A 25,029-nucleotide genomic window follows, 5' to 3' on the forward strand; every position below is an offset into this window, starting at 1 on the left:
GGGCCCTGGGCCCTGGGCCCAGTCCGGTGGCCGGCCGGGGTCAGAACACGGGGGCCGGGGTCGCCGGGCCGCCGAGGGCGTCGCGGCGCTCGGGCATCTTGAGGTCGACCATCCTGTGCCAGCCCGCGCCGCGCTCCCACGCGTACATCCCGTGGATGCCCGCGGCGAGCGCCCCGGCCTTGGCCTTCGGCCAGCGCAGGATGCGGCCCATGTGGCTCATCACGGCGAGGCTGACGTCCCGGTAGACCTGGATCTCGGCGAGCGCGGACTCCCGCAGGATGCGCTGGATCAGCCGCCCGTGCCCGGCGTCGTTGAGCCGGAGCAGCTCCTCGTGGCAGTACGAGAGGTGGTTGGTCTCGTCGTTGTCGATCATCCGGATCGCCTTGCCGAGCTCCGGATGGTCGCCGAAGTACTTCACCAGCATGATCATCTGGTCGGCGGCGCGCTGTTCGGTGACCCGGCTGTGCGCGAGGTAGACGATGATGTCCTCCTCGCTGAGCGGCTGGTCCCGGCGCAGCTTGTCGTGGGCGAGGCCGATGCCGCGCCGCTCCAGGAGCATCGTGTAGTCCGCCTCCGGGGGCACCGGCACCGGATCGAGGCCGCGCTTGCGCAGCAGCGCGTTGAAGATCCGGCCATGCTTGTCCTCGTCGGCGCCGTGCCGGGTGATCTTGGGGGCGAGATCCCGCATCCCGGGCGCGACGAGGGCCGCGATCCGGCCGTTCTCCCAGCCGCCCTGGGCCTCGCCGCTGGCGGCGATGGAGCAGAAGAGCTGGAACGACTCGTCGTTGTCGACGATTTCCTGGAACAGACCCTTGGCCGTGAGCATGGCTGCCACCTCCCGTGATGTCCGAGTCAAGTGCGACACGCGCGCGTGGGCAACAGGAGACGGTGGCGGCTGGGCCGAACGGGGAGAGGCGGAAGCTCGGACGGCGCGCCTCGGAGAGGTACGGCGAGGGGTGCCGGAAGGGGTACGGACACGGGTACGGGCGGGGGTCCGGAATCAGCCAACGGGGCCCGTACGGCGCGCGGCGGGGGCGCGGGAAGTACCGCGGGGCGCGTAACCCGGGGGCGCCGTCGCCCGTTGTGCTGCGTGACGGCCGTGGCGGGGAAGACCCCCGAGCCCCCACCACGGCCGCGGACCTCCCCGCGTTACGCCAGTCCGGCCCGCTCCAGCGCCTCCACGCCCGCCCGCAGTGCCGCCACCCGCTCGTCGAGGGTGAAGCCGGCCGGGGCGAGGGTCAGGGTGGTGACCCCGGCCGCCGCGTACGCCGTCATCCGGTCGGCGATCCGGTCGACCGAGCCGAGCAGCGTGGTCTGGTCGATCAGCTGGCGCGGCACGGCCGCCGCGGCACCGGCCTTGTCGCCGGACAGGTACGTGTCCTGGATCTCGGCGGCGGCCTTCTCGTAGCCCATCCGCTGGGCCAGCTGGTTGTAGAAGTTCTGCTTGCGGCTGCCCATGCCGCCGACGTAGAGCGCGGTGTACGGGCGGAAGATGTCGGCGAGCGCGTCGATGTCGTCCCCGAGGGCGAGCGGCAGCGTCGGGTGGACGTCGAAGCCGTCCATGGTCAGCCCGGCCTTCTCGCGGCCCGCCCGCAGGTGGCGCAGCGCGGTCTCCTCCAGGTGCTCGGCGGCCGGGAAGATCAGCAGCGCGCCGTCGGCGATCTCGCCGGTCTGCTCCAGGTTCTTGGGGCCGATGGCGGCGATGTACAGCGGGATGTGGGGGCGGGTCGGGTGCACCGTGAGCTTGATCGGCTTGCCGGGGCCGCCGGGCAGCGGCAGCGTCCAGTGCTCGCCCTCGTGGGTCAGCCGCTCGCGCGACATGGCCTTGCGGACGATCTCGACGTACTCGCGGGTGCGGGCCAGCGGCTTGTCGAACTTGACGCCGTACCAGCCCTCGGAGACCTGCGGTCCCGAGACGCCGAGGCCGAGCCGGAACCGGCCGCCGGACAGCGAGTCGAGGGTGGCGGCGGTCATCGCCGTCATCGCGGGCTGACGGGCCGGGATCTGCATGATCGCCGAACCGATGTCGATCCGCTCGGTCTTGGCGGCGACGTAGGACAGCACGGTGGGCGCGTCGGAGCCGTACGCCTCCGCCGCCCAGCACACGTCGTAGCCGAGGCGGTCCGCCTCCTGGGCCACGGCCAGGTTGTCGCCGTCCATGCCCGCGCCCCAGTAGCCGAGGTTGATGCCGAGCCGCATGCCACGTACCCCTTACCCATCGGTAACGTCCCTGTTCCGGGGACTCTAGCGCGCGGCCCCGGCATTCGTCAGGAGGCGGCCGGGGACCGGTGCGGGGCAGGGCGGGGCGGCCCCCTCCGTCGGTCCCCCGACGGGTCCGCCGCCGGGTCCGCCGCCGGGCCTGTGGACAGGTTGTCCACAGGGTGTCTCCGCGTGGTGCCATGGCCAGTACTCTCGCGGCCATGGAGCAGAGGCATCTCGGACGTACCGGCCTGCGCGTGTCCCGCATCGGGCTCGGCACCCTCACCTGGGGCCGGGACACCGACGAGCACGACGCGGCCGAGCAGTTGAAGGCGTTCTGGGACGCGGGCGGCACGCTCGTGGACACCGCCGACGTGTACGGCGGCGGCGAGGCCGAGTATCTGCTGGGGCGGCTCATGGAGCGGCTGGTGCCGCGTCAGGACCTGGTCGTCTCCACCAAGGCGGGCAGCGTCCCCGACCCGGACCGGCGCACCGACGGTTCGCGCGGCCATCTGCTCGCCGCGCTCGACGCCTCCCTCGCCCGGCTCGGCACCGACCACGTCGACCTGTGGCAACTGCACGCCTTCGACCCGTGCACGCCCCTGGAGGAGTCGCTGCAGGCGCTCGACATAGCGGTGCGCAGCGGTCGCGCGCGCTATGCCGGGGTGTCCAACTTCTGCGGCTGGCAGCTCGCCAAGGCGGGCACCTGGCAGCTGATGGGTGACCGCACCCGGCTCGCCGGTGCGCAGCTGGAGTACTCGCTGCTGCAGCGCGGCATCGAGCGCGAGGTGCTGCCGGCCGCGCTCGACCTGGGCATCGGGCTGCTGCCCTCCTCGCCGCTCGGGCGCGGTGTGCTCACCGGCAAGTACCGGCACGGCACCCCGGCCGACTCGCGCGGCGGCTCGGAGGCGCTGGCGCCGTTCGTGGAGCCGTATCTGGACGACACGGCGAGCCGGATCGTGGACGCGGTCACCACGGCGGCCGACGGCCTCGCCACCACCCCGCTCCAGGTCGCCCTCGCCTGGGTCCGCGACCGCCCCGGCGTCACCGCCCCGATCGTCGGCGCGCGCAACGCGCAGCAGCTCACGGCCGCTTTGTCAGTGGAGGGGCTTAGTCTTCCTGACGAGATCTGCCGGGCTCTCGACGATGTGTCGGCGCCCGTGCACCGCTATCCGGATCACGACTGGAGCACCTTGTGACCGAGCCTTCCGGCGCCACCGCGCCGCAGCCCGACGCACCCGAGACGGAGCCCGGGGCCCCGGAGCCGTCGCAGGCCGCGGCCGACGGTGGCGCGGATGCGGATGCGGATGCGGATGCGGTCCAGGACGCCGGTACGGGCGAGGTGACTGAGGCTGAGGACAAGGACGAGGCCGAGGCTGAGGCTGAGGCCGACGCCGATTCGGTAGAGGCGGAGACGGCCGAGGGCGCGGCCGACGCCGAGGGCGCGGAGGGTGCGGACGGCACGCAGCTTTCCGAAGCGCAGGCGGAGCTGGCCGCGCAGCGGGAGCTGCGGGCGCGGATCGAGCAGCGCAAGGCCGAGCGTGCCGCCCCGGTCGAGGCGGGCACCAAGCTGACCGGCACGGCCGCCGACCTGCTCGCGGCGGTGCGCGCGGTCGAGAGCGGCGCGAAGCCGGTCTCCGTGCCGCGTGTGGAGGTCCCCGCGCCGTCGCGGCCCGCCCCGGCCGCCGCGCCCGCCACGACCGTGCGCCCGGCACCGGCCCCGGCCCCGCCGGTGACCGAGGAGACCACGGCCTCCGTGCGCGAGGTGCTGGTGCGCGGCGGGGCGCCGGAGACCCTGGCGCCGCAGGTGGCGGCGGTGCTCGGCGAGGGCGCCGCCCGGGCGCTCGCGGCCGACCCCTGGCAGTTGCTCGCGGTGCCGGGCACCCGGCCCGAGCAGGCCGACGGCTTCGCCCGGGCGCTGCTCGGTCCCCAGTGCGGCCCGGCCGACCCGCGCCGGGTGGTCGCGCTGGCCGCCTGGCTCCTGGAGCAGGCGGCCCTCAAGGGACACACGGCCCTGGAGATCGGAGCCGTACGGGACGGGCTGGCCCGGCTGTCCGTGCCCGAGCCTGACCAGGCCGTCGAGCTGGCGGTGTCGGAGGCGGCCGTCCTGGTCTTCCAGGAGGAGGACGAGGACGTCGAGGGCGCCGCAGAGGAGTGGGACGATGAGGAGTCGGACGACGAGGGCGGGGACGCGGACCAGCGGCCGGGTCCCGGTGCCTCGGCCGCTCCCGAGGAGCCTGCCGCGCCGGTCCTGATCGGCCTTGAGCGGTACGCGCTGGCGGAGGAGTCCCTGGCCGACGGGCTCGCCCGGCTGGTCCGCACGGTCGAGCCCGCCGAGTGGGAAGGGCCCGAGCTGGCCCGCGCCGCCGGGGCGCACGGCCTGGTCCTCCACACCGGCGGGGAGACCGCCCGCAGCGAACCCGCCGCGCTGGCCACGGCGGCCCGCGCGCGTGGCCTGCGGGTGGCGCTGGCGGCCCACACCGGCCGGGACGGCGCCCTGCCGCTGCCCGCGCTGCTGTCCGGCACCGCCGGTCCCGGCCGGGACGCGGAAGGCACCCTCGCCCTCGACCTGCTGGTGCTCCTGGACGCGCCGCAGCTGGACGTCGAGACGGCGGCCTCCCTGGTGGAGGCGCTGCCGGACGGCGCCCGGCTGGTGCTCAGCGGCGATCCGCACGTCCTCGGCGCGGCGGGCCCCGGCCGGGTGTTCGCCGATCTGCTCGCGGCCCGGCTGGTCCCGCAGATCGCGTCCCGGGTGCCCGATCCCGGCCCGGTCGGCGAGCTGGTCTCCGGCATCGGCGTCGGCGAGCTGAACCAGGTGGCGGCCCCCGGCAAGGAGGTCGTGATCGTCCCGGTCCGGGACGCCGGGGAAGCGGTGCACCGCACGGTGCAGCTGGCCGCCGACTCGATCCCGCGCGCGCTCGGGGTGCCCGTCGAGCAGACCCAGGTGATCACCGTCGGGCACGGCGGCTCGGCCGGCACCCGCGCCCTCAACACGGCGCTCAAGCAGCGTCTGAACCCGGGCCCCGGCCGCTTCGGCGGCTTCGACCCGGGCGACCGGGTGGCCCACTCCCCCGCCCCCGGCCGTACGGTGACCGGCACGGTCGTCTCGGCCGACGCCGAGGGCCTGCACCTGGACTGCGCGGGCGAGAAGGTCGTCGTACCGAAGGAGCGGGTCGAGTCGACGCTGCGGCACGGCTGGGCGCTCACCGCCCACCAGGCCGCCGGTTCGCGCTGGCCCGCCGCCGTGGTCGTGCTGCCGGGCGACGCGGCCGGGGGCCTGACCCGGGCCTGGGTCTACACCGCGTTCAGCCGCGCGGAGCGCCACCTGTCCGTGGTCCACGGCGTGGAGCAGGCACTGCCGCGCGCGGTCGCCGAGGGCCGCGACCCCGAGCGCACCACCCGGCTGCGCCCGCTCCTGGAGGCGCTGCTCCACGAGCCGGAGGAGCCGGCGGAGGCCCCGTAGCCCCACGGAAGCCCGGAATCGCGAAACGGCGCCCTCCCACCGGTCGTTCCGGACGGGAGGGCGCCGTTGTGGCGTGCGTCAGCCCTGACGGACCTGGTCCTCCAGGTCCTCGTCCGCCTCGTCGTCGAAGACGGCACTGATGTCGAAACGGCAGACGATCCGCTCCGGATCGGCCTGGTCGAAGGGCGAGTTCAGCCACTCCCCCGGCTCGGGCAGTTCCTCGGCGGCCTCGACCCAGAGGGTGGAGTCCCCTTCCTCAAGACCGAAATCCTTGTGCCGGGACGCGATTTCGTCAGGTTCGAACTCACCGAAGAGCACACCGAGCGCCTCGTGGGCGGTGCCCGCCCCCTCGTCCCGGTCGAACTCGGCGACCCGCCGGGCCTGCGCGATCAGACGCTGCGGCTCCACCACGGCGTAGTCCCGGCGGATCAGCACGCTGAGCGCGTGCGGCTCCTCCGGGCCCGCGTAGGGCGGCAGTGAGTCGTCGGCGCCGGGGATCTCGAAGGGCGTGACCTCGTCGTACCGGTCGTAGAGGGCCTCGTCGTACGCCTCGGCGGCCGCGGCGAGCGCGTTGAATGCCTCGTAGACACCCGGGTCGTCCTCCCCGGTGCGGCCTTCGACCGCCGCGAGGTGACGGTCCAGTGCGGCTTTGACCGCCTCGGCGGCGGCGCGTACCTCGGCAGCGGTGGGCTGCGCAGCATCAGACATAGGACAGACGCTATCCGTACCAGGGCCTTGGCCGCACAATAGATGCGATGCCGGAATACGAATTTGTCGACGTGTACGTGCCGCGAGGGGTCTCCCGCAAGGAGGCGACGCGGCTTCTGACCGACCATGCCGAGTACGGACACTGGGAGTTGGACCGCCTGAGCCTGCACCGGGACGGCAGCCGCCGGGTGCGCCTGCGCCGCCGCATCATCCGTCAGATCCGCGCCACCTGGTGAGCGAGCACACAAGAGGGGCCCCGCAGCGCGGGGCCCCTTCGTCATCGTGGCGCAGCCGCCGGAACTAGTTGGAGCGCCGCGCCCGCCGGTAGATCACCGACCCGGCGAGCACCATCCCGGCCGCCGCGGGAACGGCCATCCCGAGGGGCTCGGAGCCGGTGTGCGCGAGCTGGGGGGCGGGGGTGTGCGGGGTGGTGGGGCTGTGCGGGGTGATGGGGGTACCGGGGGTCCCAGGAGTACCGGGCGTACCCGGAGTACCGGGCGTACCCGGAGTACCGGGCGTACCCGGAGTGCCGGGGGTACCAGGCGTACCGGGGGTACCAGGCGTACCGGGGGTTCCCGGGGTTCCAGGCGTACCCGGGGTGCCCGGCGTCTCGGGAGTACCAGGCGTTTCCGGCGTACCGGGGGTGCCCGGGGTCCCAGGCGTCTCGGGCGTACCGGGAGTCTCCGGCGTCCCAGGGGTCTCGGGAGTCCCAGGGGTGCCCGGCGTACCGGGGGTTCCAGGGGTCTCAGGAGTGCCAGGGGTTCCGGGAGTCCCGGGCGTCTCCGGCGTACCGGGATGCTCTGGGTGCTCCGGGTGCTCGCCCTCGTTCCCCGGACCGGGGTGCTCGGGCTGGCCCGGCGTCTCCCCGTAGCCAGGCGTCTCCCCGTACCCGGGCTGCTCACCGTACCCCGGGTGTCCGTGGTGTCCGGGGGAGCACGGCTGGCCCGGGTGCTCCGGGTGGGTCTGGCCGACGCCGTGACCGCAGTCGTTCTGGCTGACGGCGTTGCCGATACCGATGCCGTTGACGCTGTTGCCGCACAGTTCGACGGGGGCCTCGACGGGGACCGTCACATGGTTGCCGGAGGCGATGCCGGGAGACCCGGCGGTGTGGCCGCCGGTGGAGGAGCCGTAGCCGCCCTCGTCACCGTAACCACCTCCGTAACCTCCGTACCCCCCGTACCCTCCCTGACCGCCGTATCCGCCATACCCCCCGTAGCCCTGGTACCCCTCGTACCCCTGGAATCCACCGTGGTCGACGTAACTGCCGTGGTGACCGGCATGACCGACGTGACCGGTGTGGCCGGAGGGCTCGGCCGACGAACCCCCGTGGTTGGCGCAGTTGTTGCCGAAGGCGGGGTTGAGGAGGCCGATCACGGAGACCGTGTTGCCGCAGACGTTCACGGGGGCGTGCACCGGGAGTTGGACGTTGTTGCCCGAGGCGACGCCCGGGGAGTCGGCGGCGGTGGCGGCCGCGCCGGTGGCCGCCTGGGCGTAGCCGCCGCCGAGGGCGATCACGCCACCCGCCGCGGCGACGGTGACGATGCTCTTGCGGGTGATGCTGGTGACCTGTCGCATTGCTCGATTACCTGACTTCTCGGCTCGTGACGAAATCAACACCGGCCCCGGAGTGCATGGCACGCACTCCGGGGCCGGACTTGGCTCAGCTCAGACCCTCATGGGGTCGACGCGGAACGTCAGGCGTTGACGCAGGTGTTGCCGAAGGACGGGTTCAGCAGCCCGATCACGGAGACCGTGTTGCCGCACACGTTCACCGGGACGTGGATCGGGACCTGGACGACGTTGCCCGAGAGCACGCCGGGGGAACCGATGGCGGCACCCTGGGCACCCGAGTCGGCAACGGCCATGCCCGCACCCGCGAGAACGAGACCGCCAGTGGCAGCCGCAGCAGCGACGACCTTCTTGATCATTATTCCTCCTTGTAGGCAATGCGGTCCCAGCCGCGGACCGCACACCTGTAACGAGGGGGGATCAGGGGGGCTACGAGCCCCCAGGGTCATTCACTCTTTCCGGTGCCCTACGCACACCCGCCCGAATCAGGGCGGGTGCGCCGGGGCGCGTTCAGCTGGCGTCGATGAAGCGGTCGAGGACGCGGACGCCGAACTTGAGGCCGTCGACGGGGACGCGCTCGTCGACGCCGTGGAACATCCCGGCGAAGTCGAGCTCGGGCGGGAGCTGGAGCGGCGCGAAGCCGAAGCAGCGGATGCCGAGGTCGTCGAAGGACTTGGCGTCGGTGCCGCCGGAGAGCATGTACGGCACGGCGCGGGCGATCGGGTCCTCGGCGCGCAGGGCCAGCTGCATGGCGTCGACGAGAGAGCCGTCGAAGCTGGTCTCCAGTGCCTTGTCGCCGTGCACGTCCTCGCGCTTGACGCGGGGGCCGAGGATGCGGTCGAGGTCGGCGAGGAACTCCTGCTCGTAGCCGGGCAGGAAGCGTCCGTCGACGTGGGCGGTGGCCTGGCCGGGGATGACGTTGACCTTGTACCCGGCGCCGAGCATGGTCGGGGCGGCGGAGTTACGGAGGGTGGCGCCGATCATCTTGGCGATGCCGCCGAGCTTGGCGAGGGTGGCGTCCATGTCCTCGGGGTCGAGCGGGGTGCCGAGGGCGTCGGACAGCTCGTCGAGGAAGGACCGTACGGTCTTGGTGACGCGCACCGGCCACTGGTGGCGACCGAGGCGGCCGACGGCCTCGCAGAGTTCGGTGATGGCGTTGTCGTTGTTGGTCATGGAGCCGTGGCCCGCGGTGCCCTCGACCGTGAGGCGCATCCAGTGCATGCCCTTCTGCGCGGTCTCGACCAGGTAGAGGCGCAGGTTCTCGTTGACGGTGAAGGAGAAGCCGCCGACCTCGCCGATGGCCTCGGTGACGCCCTCGAACAGGTCGGGGTGCTTGTCGACCAGGTGCCGGGCGCCGTAGGTGCCGCCGGCCTCCTCGTCGGCGAGGAAGGCGAGCACGATGTCGCGGGGCGGCTTGCGGCCGCTGCGCAGCCGGTCGCGGACGACCGCGAGGGTCATCGCGTCCATGTCCTTCATGTCGACGGCGCCGCGGCCCCAGACGCAGCCGTCGGCGATCTCGCCGGAGAACGGGTGGTGGGTCCAGTCCTCGGCGTTGGCGGGGACGACGTCGGTGTGGCCGTGGATGAGCAGGGCCGGCCGCGAGGGGTCCTCGCCCTCGATCCGGGCCACGGTGGAGGCCCGCCCCTGGTGCGACTCGATGATCTGCGGCTCGAGCCCGACCTCGGCGAGCTTCTCGGCGACGTACTCGGCCGCCTTGCGCTCACCGGGGCCGGAGTGGTCGCCGTAGTTGCTGGTGTCGATACGGATGAGGTCCCGGCACAGGTCGACGACCTCGTCCTCGCCGGTCACGGCCCGGCCGGTGTTCGACTCGCTCACGCTGCTTCCTCCCACTACGTGCCCCACGTGCTTCCGTCTGATCACCCCCATCCTCGCGCGCCCCACCGCTCCACCCAAGAGCGGCTCCCCCGCCACACCCCACCCCGCACCCGCCGGTACCCCTGTGACCAGGGTGGTGATCGACCACCTCAGATGTTTGCTATGGTTTTCCTCGTCGGAAGGGCCGAACGGCCTAAACCGACGCAAAACACCTCGTCCGGGTGGCGGAATGGCAGACGCGCTAGCTTGAGGTGCTAGTGCCCTTTATCGGGCGTGGGGGTTCAAGTCCCCCCTCGGACACCAGCCGAAAAGGCCCCACAGAAATGTGGGGCCTTTTCGCGTATCCCCTACTTCCCCCCGTCCGTCTCCCCGGGGATCTTTCAGGGTTCTCCGGGGGTGTTCTCGGGGTCGGCGACGGCATGTCCGGATCGTGCTCGGGCAGCCTTTCAGCGGTTCGGGGACAGGGCTAGCCTGCCCCTCGCATGTGGACGCCGACACGGGGGAGGTCACCATGCCCATCAGGCCGCGGTACCGGAGGGTTTCCGCACTTCAGCGCCAGTTCTTCAATCGCGAGGGGATTCTCGCGGACTACGAGGAGGAGCTGCGGGCCCTTGCCGACCGGCCCCGGATCCTGAATGTCGTCGGGGTGGGCGGGATCGACAAGTCCCGCTTGCTCCAGGAGTTACGAGACCGGACGCCGGACACGCACCGCACGGCTCGCCTGGATCTTCAGTTGCCGACGATGCGGCAGCAGGAGGACGCGCTCGCGGTGCTGCGCATGGAGTTCGGCGCGCAGGGGGTCCAGTTCGACCGGTTCGACATCGCGTACGCGGTGCTGTGGCAGCGGGTCCACCCCCAGCTGCAGCTGAATCCGAGGACCACTCCGTTCGCCGAGGAGAGCGACATCCTGTCCAGCATCCTCGACGACGCGATGGGCGTGCCGGTGTTCGGCACGGCCGCGGGTCTGGTGCGGCTCACGGGGCGCGCGATCAAGAACAGGAAGCGGCGGCTTCGCATCGAGAGCGATCCCACCCTCCAGGAGCTGGACAGTCTCGGCAACGCGGACCTGGGGCACGCCGTCTCGTATCTGTTCGCCGAGGAGCTGCGGTCCTCGGCGGCGGAGCGCCCGTACGTCGTCTATGTCGACGCGCACGAGGCGCTCGTGCCGACCCCGCTGCCCGGCGGCCGCAGCTATGGGTCCGACGCCTGGTTGCGCGATCTCCTCGGCCAGCTGCACGGGGGACTCGCGGTGGTGGCGAGCCGTGAGCCGCTCCGGTGGGCGGCGTACGACCCGGAGTGGGCGACGGTGATCCGCCGTTCGGAGCTCGACGGGCTGCCCATGGCCGCTCGGCTCGACCTCCTCACGCAGGCGGGCATCACCGAGATCCCCCGGCAGCGGTCGATCGCCGAGGCGAGCGAAGGGGTCCCCTTCTATCTGCACCTGGCGGTCGACACCCATCTGCAGAACGCCGCCCGTCCCGAGCAGACCGGGACGGCGGAGGAGATCGTGCAGCGGTTCCTGCAGCATGTCTCGGCGGACGAGGTGCGGATCCTGGAGCTGCTGAGTGTGGCCCGGACGTTCGACTTCGGCGTGTTCCGGGCGGTCGGCCGGGAGTTCGACCTCCCGGCCAATCTGCTGATGTGGGAGTCACTCACCGCCTACTCGTTCGCCTATCCGCTGCCGGAGGGGTGGTTCCGGCTGCACCAGCTGATGATCGGAGCCCTGCGGCGGCACCTCTCCCCCGCGGCCCAGCGGCATGTGCACGGGGCCCTGCGGCGGCACTGGGAGGAGCTGGCAGACCGGATGGAGCGGGATCCGGGTCGTGGCCCGGGGCGGGCACGCCTGTCACCGCTGCGGGAGGCGGCCTTCCACGGGCTGCACGCGGAGGACGTCACTGCGGAGCAGATCCAGCGGTACGCGGACCGTGCGGTCGTCCTCAGCGGCAGGCAGGCCGTGGACGGCATCGTCAAGGATCTGCGTGACCACCTCTCTGTGTCCGGTGCCCAGGACCGGGGCGTGGCCGGTGCCGTTGAGCACCCGCGCCGTGAGGCCCTGCGGGACGCGGCGAACTGTCTGGAGGCGGAGGGGCTGCTGGACCGCGGGGACGCGGGTGGGGCGATCGAGCTGACTCCGCTGCGGGACCGTCCGGTGCGCTCGCTGGTGTCTGCCAGGCTCGCGCTGGCCGGTGCGAATGCCCGGCGTATCGCGGGTGAGTCGACCGTGGCCTCGGCGATCTTCCAGCGGGTGTGGGAGGAGCACGACGGTGCGGCGCGGGCGGCGGCCGGTTTCTGCGTGGCGGACATCCGGATGTGGCAGGGCGACTTCCGCAGTTCGTTCGCGCTGGCCGAGGAGGTGCACGCCATCTGCGCGCCGGACGACGCGGCGACTCGGGGTGATCTGAAGCGGCTGATGCATCTCGGACACCGGTTCCTGATGGACTTCGACAGCGCGGCCCGGCTGCTCGCCGAGGCGGAGGCCGAGTACCGGTCGGTGCCGTCCGTCATCGGGCTGGCCAACGTGCTGACGAACCATGCCGAGCTGTACGCGTTCACCGACCCGGGCGCCGCGGTTCCGGCGGCGACCGCGGCCCTGGAGGTCCAGCGGGATCTGGGTGCGCAGCACGAGATCGGCAAAGCGTTCACGGCGATGGCGATGGCCCAGACCCGGCTCGGGCAGTACGAGCGGGCGGCCACCTCGTTCCTCAGCGCCAACGAGGCGCTCGACCGGGCCGGGTACCGCTCGGGACGCGCCCGCGCGGACATGTTCCGGGCGTTCCTGCTGTACCGGCAGGGCGAGCGCGGCGCGGCCGGTGACCTGTTGCTGCACGCCGCGCGCGAGTTCGAGGTGTGCGCGGTGTACCCGTCGCTCATCCTGGCGATCCACGGTGCCGCGTGCAGGCTCGGGCTCGACGGCGACGAGTTGGCGGCGCTGGCCGAGCGGGCCGGTCCGGCCGTACGACCGCTCGGTTCGACGGCCGACCTGCTGGGACGGACGGAAGCCGTCGTGTCGATGTTCCTCGAGGAGAACGCATGAACTGGCAGGCCCTGTACGAGCGGGCGCTGGGCGCGGGCGAGTCCGCGGCCGGTTACTACAACCGGAACGTCGGGATGGACACGGGCGAGGGGAAGGTCAACGTCCGCATTCCACTGGAGGCGGCGGACACCATGGACGTGCGAGTGTGGCGGGAGGAGGACGTGTTGGCCTGCATCGCCCCGTACGTCGCCCAGGCACCCGGGCTGCGCCATGTGTCGCACCGGCCGCGCTTCCAGGTGCACCACTTCGTCGAGGGCCGTGTGCTCGACGGCTTCTCCCCGCGGGGCAGCGCCGTCCCGGCCCATGTCATGGGTGACGTCGTGACCTTGATGGAGCAGCTGGTCCGCATCCCCCGGGAGAAGGCGCCCGATCTGCCCGCCGGCTGGCCCGAGTCCGGTGACGGCGCGGGTTTCGGGCGGGTGCTGGCGGCGCTCACGCAGCAGGTGTACGACGCCCATCGGGACGAGTACGCGGCGGTGTTCGCAGAGTTCGGCATCCCTGCCGATCCGCTCGCGGTGGTCATGGCTCGGTGGGACACCCTGCGCTCCCGGCCGTTCGTGGTGCTGCACTCGGATCTGCACCGCAAGAACATGATCGTGTCCGAGGGCCTGACGTGGTTCCTGGACTGGGAGCTGGCGCTGTGGGGCGACCCGCTCTACGAACTGGCGATCCACTTCCACAAGATGGACTACCCGGAGGATCAGCGGGCAGAGGTCCTGCGACAGTGGCGGGAGCGCCTGCCGAGCGCCTGCACCGTGGGACCGGCGGCCGACCTCGAGCTCTATCTCGCGCACGAGCGCGTGAAGTCGGCGATCGTCGACACCGTCCGCTACTCGAAGCAGCTCGCCGACGCCGACACGGCCACGCACGCCTTCCTGACCGGTCGGCTGGCCCGCAAGCTGAACGTGGCCCGGGCCGTCTGGGGCGCGCCGCCGGACATGACTCAGGCTGGGGTCGCCCGGACCCTCGCCCCGTGGGGAGGAAGCAGGCCATGGACGCCCTAGCCCTGTACGAGAAAGCCCGTGCCGACGAGGGGGCGCTGGCCGGTTTCTACCATCAGAACGTTCGGGTCGACACGGACACCGGCCCGGTTCTCGTGCGGACCGCCGGCCCCGGGAACGAGGCCATGGACCTCACGCTCTGGCCCGAACCCGCCGTGCTCGAGGCGATCCGGGGGCATGTCTCGCGTGCCCCGCGGCTGTTGCACGTCCAGTCGGATCCACCGTTCCAGATCCACGAGTTCATCGAGGGGCGGCTGGTCCACGACCTGGCTCCGGATGCCGGATCGCCGGTGCCGGACGGGGTGGTGGAGGGTGTCGAGCGGCTCTTCGCCGAGTTGCTGCGGATCCCGTCGGAGGCGCTGCCGCCGACGCCCGCCGACTGGCCGGCCGACGGGGACACGGTGGCCTTCGCGCTGCTTCTGCTCGACGGGGTGCGGGAGATCAGGGGGCGGGCGGCGGGCGTGCTGGAAGGGCTGTACAGCGATCTGGGCGTGCCCGCAGACCCGTGTTCCGAACTTGCCGGACGGGCGGTCCACGAGCTGACCCCGCGGCCGTTCCGGCTGCTGCACGGCGACATCCACCGGCAGAACATGATCCTCGACCAGGGCGGCGAGGTCGTCTTCCTCGACTGGGAGCTGGCCCTGTGGGGTGATCCGGTCTACGACCTGGCCGACCACCTGCACAAGACGGGGTATCCGGCGGCGGACCGGGAGCGGGTCGAGGCGGGCTGGGAGCGGGTGGCACCGGCCGATTGCCGGTCCGGGCTGGAGGCGGCGGCCGCGTACTACCGGGACTACGAGCAGATGAAGTCGGCGGTGGTGGACACGGTGCGATGGGGGCGGCGGATCTCCCAGGCCCCGGCGACCGGCGAGGAGCGGCTGCGCCTCGCGGTGGAGCTGCGCGACAAGCTCCGGCTGGGTGGGCGGCACTGGGGCGGCGGGGAGCCTCCCGAGGCCGAGGAGATCGTGGCCACGGCGCTGCGCCGACTGGGGACGGCGTAGGTCGCCCGCCGTACCGGTCCGCAGTGCCCGGGTGGTTACGGTGGTCCGGTGAGACGACGAGTCAAGGCCCCCGCTTCGCCCCTGCCGCAGCGGGACGGGGTCGATGCCGTGCGGGTGCGGTTGCCCGAAGGGGGTGGGGGCGGGACCGTGCGGGAGTATCTGGTGGGGCGGTATGCCGGGGCCGTCGGGGGTGCTCGGGTGGAGGAGATGGTGCGGGGCGGGCGGTTCGTCGGGGTGGACGGGCGGGCCGTGGGGTGGGACGAGCCGTACGAGGCCGGGCGGTATGTGTGGTTCCACCGGGAGTTCCCGGCCGAGGAGCGGGTGCCGTTCGAGGTCGGGGTGGTGTTCCGGGACGAGCGGGTGGTGGTGGCGGACAAGCCGCACTTCCTGGCGACGATGCCGCGCGGGCGGCATGTGACGGAGACCGCGGTGGCGCGGCTGCGGCGGGAGCTGGGGCTGCCGGAGTTGCAGCCCGCGCACCGGCTGGACCGGCTGACGGCGGGGCTCGTGCTGTTCGTGGTGCGGGCCGACGACCGGGGGGCGTACCAGAGCCTGTTCGGGGAGCGGCGGGTGCGCAAGGAGTACGAGGCGGTCGCCCCGTACCGGCCGGAGGTGGCGCTGCCGGTGACGCGGCGCAGCCGGATCGAGAAGGAGCGCGGTGAGCTGGCCGCCCGGGAGGTGCCGGGCGAGCCGAACAGCGAGAGCCGGATCGAGCTTCTGGAGCGGCGCGGTGGGCTCGGCCGGTACCGGCTGGTGCCGGAGACCGGGCGGACGCATCAGCTGCGGGTGCACATGGCCGCGCTCGGGCTGCCGATCCTGCACGATCCGCTGTTCCCCGTGGTGCGTGAGGACGGGCCGGAGGACTTCGGGCGGCCGCTGCAACTGCTGGCGCGGACGCTGGAGTTCACCGACCCGTTCACGGGCGGGGTGCGGCGGTTCGAGAGCCGCCGCGCGCTCAGTGGCCTCGGCTGAGCCAGTCCTGAAGGTGCGGGGCCTCGGCGCCGATGGTGGTGGTCGGGCCGTGGCCGGTGCGGACGACGGTGTCCGGCGGCAGGGTGAGCAGCCGGTCGCGGATCGAGCCGACGATGGTCGGGAAGTCCGAGAAGGACCGTCCGGTGGCGCCGGGCCCGCCCTGGAAGAGGGTGTCGCCGGTGAAGACGGTGCCCAGGTCGGGGGCGTACAGGCTGACGGCTCCCGGCGCGTGTCCCGGGGTGTGCAGGACGTGCAGGTCGGTCCCGGCGATGGTGAGGACCTGGCCGTCGGCGAGTTCCCCGTCGGGGGTGTGGTCGGGGTGGGTGAGTTTCCACAGCGGCTGGTCGGCCGGGTGGAGCAGGATCCGGGCGCCGGTGGCGGCGGCGAGGGCCGGGGCGGCGTCGATGTGGTCGTCGTGGGCGTGGGTGCAGACGATGGCGCGCAGGGCGCGGCCGTCGAGGGCGGCGAGGATCGCGTCGGCGTCGTGGGCGGCGTCGACGACCAGGGCCTCGGTGTCGTCGCCGATGATCCAGACGTTGTTGTCGACGTCCCAGGTGCCGCCGTCGAGGCTGAAGGTGCCGGAGGTGACCAGGTGGTCGATGCGGGCGGTCATCAGAACACCACCACCGAACGCAGCACGTCGCCCTCGTGCATCCGGGCGAACGCCTTCTCGACCTCGTCGAGCGCGATGGTCTCGGTGACGAACGCGCCGAGGTCGATGCGGCCCTGCTGGTGCAGGTCGATGAGCATCGGGAAGTCGCGGGACGGCAGGCAGTCGCCGTACCAGGAGGACTTGAGCGCGCCGCCACGGCCGAAGACGTCGAGCAGCGGGAGTTCGAGCCGCATCTCGGGGGTGGGCACGCCGACCAGGACGACGGTGCCCGCCAGGTCGCGGGCGTAGAACGCCTGCTGGTAGGTCTCGGGGCGGCCGACGGCCTCGATGACGACGTCGACGCCGAAGCCGTCGGTGAGCGCGCGAATGGCCTCGACCGGGTCTCCGGCGGTGGAGTCGACGGTGTGGGTGGCGCCCATCTCGCGGGCCTTGGCGAGTTTCCGCGGGTCGATGTCGACGGCGATGATCCGGGCGGCTCCGGCGAGCCGGGCGCCGACGATCGCCGCGTCGCCGACGCCGCCGCAGCCGATCACGGCGACGCTGTCGCCGCGGCCGACCTGGCCGGTGTTGAGGGCGGCGCCGATGCCCGCCATCACGCCGCAGCCGAGCAGGCCCGCGACCTCGGGGGCGACGGCCGGGTCGACCTTGGTGCACTGGCCCGCGGCGACCAGGGTCTTCTCGGCGAAGGCGCCGATGCCGAGGGCCGGGGAGAGTTCCCGGCCGTCGGTGAGGGTCATCCGCTGGGTGGCGTTGTGGGTGTCGAAGCAGTACCAGGGACGGCCGCGCAGGCAGGCCCGGCAGCGGCCGCAGACGGCGCGCCAGTTGAGGACGACGAAGTCGCCGGGGGCGACGTCGGTGACGTCGGGGCCGACGGACTCGACGATCCCGGCGGCCTCGTGGCCGAGCAGGAAGGGGAAGTCGTCGTTGATCGCGCCCTGCTTGTAGTGGAGGTCGGTGTGGCAGACCCCGCACGCCTGGATCTTCACCACGGCCTCCCCCGGACCCGGATCGGGGATCACGATCGTCTCGATCCGTACGGGTTCGTTCCTGCCGGGGGCGATGACCCCCTGGACCTGCTGCGGCATCGCGGCTTCCCTTCTCCGTGGCGTGTCCGGTGATCTTGCCTACCACTCTCACCTGGCCCAACGCGAGACCCCCGCAGTTCGTGCCTGCGGGGGTCTCGCGTACCGCTTCGGCGGAATCAGCCGCGCTGGGCGTCCTTGGCCTCCTGGGCGTCCTTGGTGGCGCGGACCCGGCCGCGGACCAGGAACCAGCCGCCGACCAGCGCCGCGCCGATGAGCGGCAGGCAGGCGACGGTGGTGCGGCCGACGCCGCCGTCCATCCACATCAGGACGAGCACCGAGGCGAGGAACACCAGGGTGACGATCTGGGTGTACGGGGCCCAGGGCAGCTGGTACGAGGGGCGGGCGAGCTTGCCCTCCTGGGCGCGGCGCCAGAACAGCAGCGAGCAGACCATGATCATCGCCCAGGTGCCGATGATGCCGATGGAGGCGAAGTTGAGGACCAGTTCGAACGCGTCCTCCGGCATCACGAAGTTGAGGAAGACGCCCGCGACGCCGAAGCCCGCGGTGAGCAGGATGCCGCCGTAGGGCACGCCGCCCTTGTTCATCACACCGGTGAACTTGGGCGCGGATCCGGCCAGTGACATCGAGCGCAGGATGCGGCCGGTGGAGTACAGGCCGGAGTTCAGGCTGGACAGCGCTGCGGTGAGCACCACCAGGTTCATCACGCCCGCGGCGCCGGGGATGCCGAGCTTGTCGAAGACGGTGACGAACGGGCTCTGGTCACCGGAGTAGGCGGTGTACGGGAGGATCAGCGCGAGCAGCACGACGGAGCCGACGTAGAACAGGCCGACGCGCCACATGATCGAGTTGATCGCGCGCGGCATGATCTTCTCGGGGTTCTCGGTCTCACCGGCGGCGACGCCGCACAGCTCGACGGAGGCGTACGCGAAGACGACGCCCTGGATCAGCAGCAGCATCGGCATGGCGCCGTTGGGGAAGATGCCGCCGTTGTCGGCGATGTTGGAGAAGCCGGGGGTGTGGCCGCCGACCTCGTGCGAGGTGACCACGAGGAAGATGCCGACGAGCATGAAGGCGACCAGGGCGGCCACCTTGACGATCGCGAACCAGAACTCCATCTCGCCGAAGTACTTCACCGAGATGAGGTTGGCGGCGAGCACGACCGCGAGCGCGATGAGCGCCAGGATCCACTGCGGGACGTCGCTGAACATGGCCCAGAAGTGGGCGTAGGTCGCGGCGGCGGTGATGTCGGCGACGGCGGTGGTCGACCAGTTGAGGAAGTAGAGCCAGCCGGCCGTGTAGGCGCCCTTCTCGCCCATGAACTCACGGGCGTAGGACACGAAGGCGCCGGAGGAGGGGCGGTAGAGCACCAGCTCACCGAGGGCGCGGACGACGAAGAAGGCGAAGACGCCGCAGACCGCGTACGCGATGAAGAGCGAGGGACCCGCGTTGGCCATCCGGCCGCCGGCGCCGAGGAAGAGGCCGGTGCCGATGGCGCCGCCGATGGCGATCATGTTGATGTGCCGGGACTTGAGGTCCTTGCGGTAGCCGGCGTCGCCCGCGTCGACGTGGGGGGAGGTCGTCGCGGAGCTGCCGGTGCCGGGTGCCGCCGAGGTGGCGGACAGCGGGTCGGCCGCAGTGCTGCGGTCACTCATGGAGTTGTTCGCCTTCGTGAGGGGAGGTTTCGGTGCGGTACCCGGCCGTGCCCTTGTGGGGCTTTCCGGCACGGCCAGCGCACATCTCACCGCACGGGGCGCTCGCTGACTGTGGCCGATGTCACTGATCGCCCGGATTTGAGGTACTTCAGAGGTTCCGAGATTACCGGCTCATGAATCCCACACCGAACAGAGGTGAACGAACCGGGCATTTGCGGCGCGAGAGCGTCCGGCCGCGACGCGAGGACGTCCGGCCTACGGCGCGAGGACGTCCAGTTCCTTGAGGGCGCCGACCGCGATCTGCCGGGTCAGCTCCTCGGCGCGCGCCGCGTCCCGCTCCCGTACCGCCTCGGCGACCTGGACGTGCAGGGTGACGGCGGCCGGGTCGGGGTCCTCGAACATCACCTGGTGGCGGGTGCGGCCGCTGAGCACCTCGGCGACGACGTCGCCGAGCCGGGCGAACATCTCGTTGCCCGAGGCGTTGAGCACCACCCGGTGGAAGGCGATGTCGTGCACGAGGTACGCGTCGAGCTGGCGGCCCCGCGAGGTGGCGACCATGCCGAGCGCCTGCTCGGTCAGTTCCCGGCACTGCTCGGGGGTCGCGTGGAGCGCGGCGAGCCCGGCCGCGACCGGCTCGACCGCGGAGCGCAGGACGGTGAGCGAGCGCAGCTGGCGCGGCCGGTCGGCGCCCGCCAGTCGCCAGCGGATGACCTCGGGGTCGTACACGTTCCAGCGCTCGGTGGGCAGCACGATGACGCCGACCCGGCGCCGCGACTCGACCAGGTGCATGGACTCCAGGACCCGCACCACCTCGCGGACCACGGTCCGCGAGACGTCGAAACGCTCGGCCAGCTCGTCGGAGCGGAGCACGCTGCCGGGCGGGTACTCCCCCGCGGTGATCGCGAGACCCAGGGAGGTCAGGACCTGCGGATGGAGCCCCTGGGCCGGTGTCGTCATGACGGTCAGCCTATGCGGGACGGGCCCGGTGGCGCACCGCCGCGGGCACGGGACCCGGGCCAGGCCGAGCGGGGCCGGGCCCGAGCTCACAGGACCCCGCACAGGACCCCGACCCCGAACCTTAAAAGTATGACTTTTAGATCACACCCTCTTGAATACGTCGTACTCAATGGGTTTCATGAGGCCGAAGGATCGATGTCGACGAAGACAGCGAGGCACCCCCCATGAGCACCACCCCCCACCCCGCCCCGGCGGCCGGCGGCCCGCCGGTCGTCGTCGTGATGGGCGTCGCCGGGACCGGCAAGACGACGATCGGCCCGCTGGTGGCCGACACGCTCGGACTCCCCTACGCGGAGGGCGACGACTTCCACCCGGCGGCCAACGTGGCCAAGATGTCGGCCGGTGTGCCGCTGGACGACGGCGACCGCGAGCCGTGGCTCGACGCCATCGGCGGCTGGGCGCACGGCCGGGCCGGGCGCGGCGGGGTGGTGAGCAGCTCCGCGCTGAAGCGGGTCTACCGGGACCGGCTGCGCGCGGCCGCGCCCGGGGTGGTGTTCCTGCACCTGACCGGCGACCGGGAGCTGATCGAGCGCCGGATGGCGGCCCGCAAGGGGCACTTCATGCCGACCGCGCTGCTCGACTCCCAGTTCGCCACCCTCCAGCCGCTCGCGGCGGACGAGGCCGGGGTCGCCGTCGACGTCTCCGGCACCCCCGAGGAGATCGCCGCCCGCGCGGTGACCGCGCTGCGCGCCCTCCCGGACGCCCCCGCCGGAACCTGACCCGGGCCCCCGCGCCCGGGCCCCCGCGCCCGGGCCCCCGCGCCCGGCACCGGTCGCGGAACCCGGAGCCGGTCGCGGAACCCGGAGCCGGAAACCCCGTACCCCCGCAGAACCCCGTAACCCCACCGGGCCCTCAGCAGAACCCCGTACCCCCGTAGTCCGTACCCCCGCACTCCGGACTCCGCACTCCCCCGCCCCCCGAACCCCCTAGGGACCCACCGTGACCAGTCTCAGCGTCGAGATCCTGGCAGCGGACGCCGCCGAACCGATCACCTCGGCGGGCAACGCCCAGCTCGGCATCGCCGTGCTCGCCGGTATCGCCGTCATCGTCCTGCTCATCACCAAGTTCAAGCTGCACGCCTTCCTCGCCCTGACCATCGGGTCGCTCGCGCTCGGCGCGTTCGCCGGGGCGCCGCTCGGGGACGCCATCAAGTCCTTCACCGCGGGCCTCGGCAGCACCGTCGCCGGGGTGGGCGTGCTCATCGCGCTCGGCGCGATCCTGGGCAAGCTGCTCGCCGACTCCGGCGGCGCCGACCAGATCGTCGACACGATCCTGGCTAGGGCGTCCGGCCGGGTCATGCCGTGGGCGATGGTGCTGATCGCGTCCGTGATCGGCCTGCCGCTGTTCTTCGAGGTCGGCATCGTGCTGCTGATCCCGGTGGTGCTGCTCGTCGCCAAGCGCGGCAACTACTCGCTGATGCGGATCGGCATTCCGGCGCTCGCCGGTCTCTCCGTGATGCACGGTCTGATCCCGCCGCACCCCGGCCCGCTGGTCGCGATCGACGCGGTCGGCGCCAACCTGGGCATCACCCTCGCCCTCGGCCTGGTCGTGGCGATCCCGACCGTGATCATCGCCGGTCCGCTGTTCGCCCGCTGGGCCGCCCGCTGGGTGGACATCCCGGCCCCCGACAACATGATCCCGGCCCGCCCGTCCGAGGACCTTCAGAAGCGGCCCGGCTTCGGCGCGACCGTGGCGACCGTGCTGCTCCCGGTGGTCCTGATGCTGGTCAAGGCGCTCGTCGACATCGTCGTCGACGACCCGTCCAACGGCGTCCAGAAGGTCACCGACGTCATCGGCTCGCCGCTGATCGCGCTCCTCGCGGCCGTCCTCGTCGGCCTGTTCACGCTCGGCCGCGCCGCCGGGTTCACCAAGGAGCGGCTGTCCTCCACCGTCGAGAAGTCGCTCGCCCCGATCGCGGGCGTGCTGATGATCGTCGGCGCGGGCGGCGGCTTCAAGCAGACCCTCATCGACATCGGCGTCGGCCAGATGATCCTGGACTTCTCCAAGAACTGGTCGATCCCGGCGCTGCTGCTGGCCTGGCTGATCGCGGTCGCGATCCGGCTCGCGACCGGCTCGGCGACCGTCGCCACCATCTCCGCCGCCGGTCTGGTCGCCCCGCTCGCCGAGGGCATGTCGACCGGCGAGGTGTCGCTGCTCGTCCTCGCCATCGGCGCGGGCTCGCTCTTCTTCAGCCATGTGAACGACGCCGGGTTCTGGCTGGTGAAGGAGTACTTCGGGATGGACGTCGGACAGACCATCAAGACCTGGTCGGTGATGGAGACGATCATCTCGGTGGTCGGCATCGTGTTCGTGCTGCTGCTGTCGCTCGTCATATAGCGCGCGTCATAGAGCGCGCTTCATAGAGCGGGCGTCGGCAGTCGCGCGACAGTGGCCCGGACGTCGGCCGAGACGTCCGGGCCACTGTCGTACCCGTCCCTTCCTGTTCCAGGACTCGTACCCGGGACAGGAAGGGACGGGTACCGGCTACCCCACCGCCTCCGCCGCCGCCCGCCCCGCCGCGCGGCCGGAGAAGATGCAGCCGCCGAGGAAGGTGCCCTCCAGGGAGCGGTAGCCGTGGACGCCGCCGCCACCGAAGCCCGCCGCCTCGCCCGCCGCGTAGACGCCCGGCAGCGGTTCGCCGGAGGCGGTGAGGACCCGGGAGGACAGGTCGGTCTGCAGGCCGCCGAGCGACTTGCGGGTGAGGATGTTGAGGCGGACGGCGATCAGCGGCCCGGCCTTCGGGTCGAGGATGCGGTGCGGGGGCGCCGTACGGATGAGCTTGTCGCCGAGGTAGCGGCGGGCCCCGCGGATCGCCGTCACCTGGAGGTCCTTGGTGAACGGGTTGGTGATCTCCCGGTCGCGGGCGGTGATCTCGCGGCGCAGCGCGGCCTCGTCGATCAGGTCCTCGCCGGTGATCCGGTTCATGCCGCGGACCAGGGCGGCCAGGTCGCGCTCGACGACGAAGTCGGCGCCCTTGTCCATGAACGCCTTGACCGGCGCGGGCACGTCGGCGCGGGCGCGGCCGATGACGTCACGGATCGACTTGCCGGTGAGGTCGGGGTTCTGCTCGGAGCCGGAGAGCGCGAACTCCTTGCCGATGATCTTCTGGTCGAGCACGAACCAGGTGTGGTCATGGCCGGTGCCCATGATGTGTTCGAGGGTGCCGAGGGTGTCGAAGCCCGGGAACAGGGGTACGGGGAGCCGCTTGCCGGTCGCGTCGAGCCAGAGCGAGGACGGGCCGGGCAGGATCCGGATGCCGTGGCGGGCCCAGATGGGGTTCCAGTTCTCGATGCCCTCGGTGTAGTGCCACATCCGGTCGCGGTTGACGTGGTGCGCGCCCGCGTCCTCGGCGATGCCGAGCATCAGGCCGTCGACGTGCGCCGGGACGCCGGAGAGCAGCTTGGCGGGCGGGGTGCCGAGCCGGTCGGGCCACTGCTTGCGGACCAGGTCGTGGTTGCCGCCGATGCCGCCGGTGGTGACGATGACGGCCTGGGCGCGGTACGAGAAGGTGTCGACGGCCTCGCGGCCGCTGGCCGTGCCGCGCGGGGCGTCGGAGCGGGCGAGGACCTCGCCGGTGACGGTGTCGACGGCGCCCGCGGTACGGGCGAGGCCGGTCACCCGGTGCCGGAAGCGGAACCGGACCAGGCCGCGGGCGACGCCGTCGCGGACCCGGTGTTCGAAGGGGGCGACGAGTCCGGGCCCGGTGCCCCAGGTGATGTGGAAGCGGGGCACGGAGTTGCCGTGGCCGTTGGCGTCGTAGCCGCCGCGCTCGGCCCAGCCGACCACCGGGAAGAAGCGGATGCCCCGCTCGTGCAGCCAGGCGCGCTTCTCCCCGGCGGCGAAGTCCACGTACGCCTCGGCCCATCTCCGCGCCCAGGTGTCCTCCTCGGGGCGGTCGAAGCCGGCCGTGCCCAGCCAGTCCTGGAGGGCGAGTTCATGGCTGTCGCGGATCCGCATCCGGCGCTGTTCGGGCGAGTCGACGAGGAAGAGGCCGCCGAAGGACCAGTGGGCCTGGCCGCCGATCGACTGCTCGGGTTCCTGGTCGAGCAGGATCACCGAGCGGCCGGCGTCGACCAGCTCGGCGGTGGCGACGAGACCGGCGAGGCCGGCCCCGATGACGATCACATCGGCGTCGTAGGACTCATGAGGCATGACCGCATCTTGGATACACCGATGTATCGAGTCAACGGTTCGGCGGCCGTGTGATCCGCCCACCCCCTCCCGTTTTCTAATGTCGAGCATTAATATGGGTCCCATGGCAAGGACGTCAGGGCCCGAGACCCGGGACAAACTGATCCGCGCGGCGGAGCAGGTCTTCGCCGCCCAGGGCGTCGACGGCGCCCAGCTGCGGGACGTCGTGGCCCTCGCCGGACAGAGCAATCCCTCGGCCGTGCAGTACCACTTCGGCTCCCGCACCGGACTGCTCGACGCCGTCATGGCCGGCCGTCAGGGGCGCACCGAGCGGGTGCTCGCACCGCTGCTCGCCGCCGCGCCCGACGACACCCACGCCCTGGTCACGGCCCTGGTCACGGCCGAGGCGAGCGAGCTGGGCGACGACCGCGGGCGGCGCTGTCTGCGGATCTCCGCGCAGCTCAGCCACGAGAGCGGGGTCCGCACCCGCACCCCGCACCCGACGCTCGCCGGGACCGCCTACTGGCGGCTGATCGAACGCCTCGAAGACTGTCTGGCCGCGGCCGGGCTGCCCGAGCCGCTGCGTCTGGAGCGCCTCGACCTGGCCCTGACGGTCGTCGGCGCGGCGCTCGCGGACCGGGCCCGGCAGTACCTGGACGGCGCCGCGCCACCGCTCACCGCCGAGCCGCTGTTCCTCGCCGATCTGGCCGGGACCACCACCGCGCTGCTCCGGGCCGCACAGCCCCGGAGCGTCTGAACACATCACCCCGGACCCACCGGTCCGGCT

The 25,029-nt window shown here is 72.3% G+C and carries 21 protein-coding genes and 1 tRNA gene; 11 read left to right on the forward strand and 11 right to left on the reverse strand.

Annotation, left to right across the window (positions count from 1 at the left end; all coding sequences use genetic code 11):
• Positions 1-40 precede the first annotated feature (40 nt).
• Together ACIPXM_RS14085 and ACIPXM_RS14090 are read right to left on the reverse strand one after the other, a co-directional pair.
• Positions 41-826: a ferritin-like domain-containing protein gene (locus tag ACIPXM_RS14085; protein WP_401655102.1), complete on the reverse strand. Its 786-nt coding sequence runs from the start codon at positions 824-826 to the stop codon at positions 41-43.
• 323 nt (positions 827-1,149) lie between these two features.
• The gene (locus tag ACIPXM_RS14090; protein WP_401655103.1) at positions 1,150-2,199 is read right to left on the reverse strand and encodes an LLM class F420-dependent oxidoreductase; all 1,050 of its coding nucleotides are present in this window, start codon (positions 2,197-2,199) and stop codon (positions 1,150-1,152) included.
• A 221-nt stretch (positions 2,200-2,420) separates the two neighbouring features.
• On the opposite strand from ACIPXM_RS14090, the gene ACIPXM_RS14095 reads away from it, so the two are divergent.
• Together ACIPXM_RS14095 and ACIPXM_RS14100 are read left to right on the forward strand one after the other, a co-directional pair.
• Entirely contained in the window at positions 2,421-3,398 is a 978-nt protein-coding gene (locus ACIPXM_RS14095; protein WP_401655104.1) for an aldo/keto reductase, read from the forward strand.
• Complete coding sequence (locus ACIPXM_RS14100; RefSeq protein ID WP_401655105.1) at positions 3,395-5,662, forward strand: helix-hairpin-helix domain-containing protein; 2,268 nt, start codon at positions 3,395-3,397, stop codon at positions 5,660-5,662. The genes ACIPXM_RS14095 and ACIPXM_RS14100 overlap by 4 nt, the downstream gene beginning before the upstream one ends.
• 78 nt (positions 5,663-5,740) lie before the next feature.
• On the opposite strand, the gene ACIPXM_RS14105 is transcribed toward ACIPXM_RS14100, so the two are convergent.
• Entirely contained in the window at positions 5,741-6,370 is a 630-nt protein-coding gene (locus ACIPXM_RS14105) for a hypothetical protein (protein WP_401655106.1), read from the reverse strand.
• A 47-nt stretch (positions 6,371-6,417) separates the two neighbouring features.
• On the opposite strand from ACIPXM_RS14105, the gene ACIPXM_RS14110 reads away from it, so the two are divergent.
• Complete coding sequence (locus ACIPXM_RS14110; RefSeq protein WP_125749393.1) at positions 6,418-6,606, forward strand: DUF5703 family protein; 189 nt, start codon at positions 6,418-6,420, stop codon at positions 6,604-6,606.
• A gap of 64 nt (positions 6,607-6,670) precedes the next feature.
• Here the strand turns inward: ACIPXM_RS14110 and ACIPXM_RS14115 are convergent, their stop codons facing one another.
• From ACIPXM_RS14115 to ACIPXM_RS14125, 3 genes are all read right to left on the reverse strand, one after another.
• The gene (locus ACIPXM_RS14115) at positions 6,671-7,945 is read right to left on the reverse strand and encodes a chaplin (protein WP_401655107.1); all 1,275 of its coding nucleotides are present in this window, start codon (positions 7,943-7,945) and stop codon (positions 6,671-6,673) included.
• A 119-nt stretch (positions 7,946-8,064) separates the two neighbouring features.
• Positions 8,065-8,298: a chaplin ChpH gene (gene chpH / locus ACIPXM_RS14120; protein ID WP_401655108.1), complete on the reverse strand. Its 234-nt coding sequence runs from the start codon at positions 8,296-8,298 to the stop codon at positions 8,065-8,067.
• 151 nt (positions 8,299-8,449) lie between these two features.
• A complete protein-coding gene (locus ACIPXM_RS14125) occupies positions 8,450-9,775 on the reverse strand; it encodes a M20/M25/M40 family metallo-hydrolase (RefSeq protein WP_401655110.1) in 1,326 nt (441 codons plus the stop codon).
• Positions 9,776-9,990: 215 nt separating this feature from the next.
• Between ACIPXM_RS14125 and ACIPXM_RS14130 the strand changes: the two genes are divergently transcribed.
• From ACIPXM_RS14130 to ACIPXM_RS14150, 5 genes are all read left to right on the forward strand, one after another.
• A tRNA-Leu gene (locus tag ACIPXM_RS14130) sits at positions 9,991-10,078 on the forward strand.
• Positions 10,079-10,286: 208 nt separating this feature from the next.
• Entirely contained in the window at positions 10,287-12,809 is a 2,523-nt protein-coding gene (locus tag ACIPXM_RS14135) for a hypothetical protein (protein WP_401655111.1), read from the forward strand.
• Positions 12,806-13,813, forward strand: a complete 1,008-nt coding sequence (locus ACIPXM_RS14140) for a phosphotransferase family protein (protein ID WP_401655112.1) — start codon at positions 12,806-12,808, stop codon at positions 13,811-13,813. Before ACIPXM_RS14135 ends, ACIPXM_RS14140 begins: the two co-directional genes overlap by 4 nt.
• Complete coding sequence (locus tag ACIPXM_RS14145) at positions 13,801-14,811, forward strand: aminoglycoside phosphotransferase family protein (protein ID WP_401655113.1); 1,011 nt, start codon at positions 13,801-13,803, stop codon at positions 14,809-14,811. The genes ACIPXM_RS14140 and ACIPXM_RS14145 overlap by 13 nt, the downstream gene beginning before the upstream one ends.
• 48 nt (positions 14,812-14,859) lie before the next feature.
• Positions 14,860-15,783, forward strand: coding sequence for an RluA family pseudouridine synthase (locus ACIPXM_RS14150; RefSeq protein ID WP_401655114.1), 924 nt, complete (start codon positions 14,860-14,862; stop codon positions 15,781-15,783).
• On the opposite strand, the gene ACIPXM_RS14155 is transcribed toward ACIPXM_RS14150, so the two are convergent.
• The 4 genes from ACIPXM_RS14155 to ACIPXM_RS14170 form a co-directional block, all read right to left on the reverse strand.
• Positions 15,767-16,396, reverse strand: coding sequence for an MBL fold metallo-hydrolase (locus ACIPXM_RS14155; protein ID WP_401655115.1), 630 nt, complete (start codon positions 16,394-16,396; stop codon positions 15,767-15,769). The two genes, ACIPXM_RS14150 and ACIPXM_RS14155, sit on opposite strands and share 17 nt — an antisense overlap.
• Positions 16,396-17,481: an S-(hydroxymethyl)mycothiol dehydrogenase gene (locus tag ACIPXM_RS14160; RefSeq protein WP_401655116.1), complete on the reverse strand. Its 1,086-nt coding sequence runs from the start codon at positions 17,479-17,481 to the stop codon at positions 16,396-16,398. The genes ACIPXM_RS14155 and ACIPXM_RS14160 overlap by 1 nt, the downstream gene beginning before the upstream one ends.
• 116 nt (positions 17,482-17,597) lie before the next feature.
• Positions 17,598-19,094 (reverse strand): amino acid permease, encoded by a 1,497-nt coding sequence (locus tag ACIPXM_RS14165; protein WP_401655117.1) that lies wholly within the window; start codon positions 19,092-19,094, stop codon positions 17,598-17,600.
• Between the two features lie 255 nt (positions 19,095-19,349).
• Positions 19,350-20,051: a FadR/GntR family transcriptional regulator gene (locus ACIPXM_RS14170; protein WP_401655118.1), complete on the reverse strand. Its 702-nt coding sequence runs from the start codon at positions 20,049-20,051 to the stop codon at positions 19,350-19,352.
• Between the two features lie 224 nt (positions 20,052-20,275).
• On the opposite strand from ACIPXM_RS14170, the gene ACIPXM_RS14175 reads away from it, so the two are divergent.
• Positions 20,276-20,830 carry a gluconokinase gene (locus ACIPXM_RS14175; protein WP_401655119.1) on the forward strand — a complete coding sequence of 185 codons (555 nt, stop codon included), beginning with the start codon at positions 20,276-20,278 and terminating at the stop codon, positions 20,828-20,830.
• A gap of 220 nt (positions 20,831-21,050) precedes the next feature.
• Positions 21,051-22,448 carry a gluconate:H+ symporter gene (locus ACIPXM_RS14180; RefSeq protein ID WP_401655120.1) on the forward strand — a complete coding sequence of 466 codons (1,398 nt, stop codon included), beginning with the start codon at positions 21,051-21,053 and terminating at the stop codon, positions 22,446-22,448.
• 147 nt (positions 22,449-22,595) lie between these two features.
• Here ACIPXM_RS14180 and ACIPXM_RS14185 read toward each other — a convergent pair whose 3' ends face one another.
• The gene (locus ACIPXM_RS14185) at positions 22,596-24,263 is read right to left on the reverse strand and encodes an FAD-binding dehydrogenase (protein WP_401655121.1); all 1,668 of its coding nucleotides are present in this window, start codon (positions 24,261-24,263) and stop codon (positions 22,596-22,598) included.
• A gap of 103 nt (positions 24,264-24,366) precedes the next feature.
• On the opposite strand from ACIPXM_RS14185, the gene ACIPXM_RS14190 reads away from it, so the two are divergent.
• Complete coding sequence (locus ACIPXM_RS14190; protein ID WP_401655122.1) at positions 24,367-24,999, forward strand: TetR/AcrR family transcriptional regulator; 633 nt, start codon at positions 24,367-24,369, stop codon at positions 24,997-24,999.
• Positions 25,000-25,029 lie beyond the last annotated feature (30 nt).

It is taken from the genome of Streptomyces sp. NPDC090025, from assembly GCF_044748125.1.
In the GTDB taxonomy this organism is placed as follows: domain Bacteria; phylum Actinomycetota; class Actinomycetes; order Streptomycetales; family Streptomycetaceae; genus Streptomyces.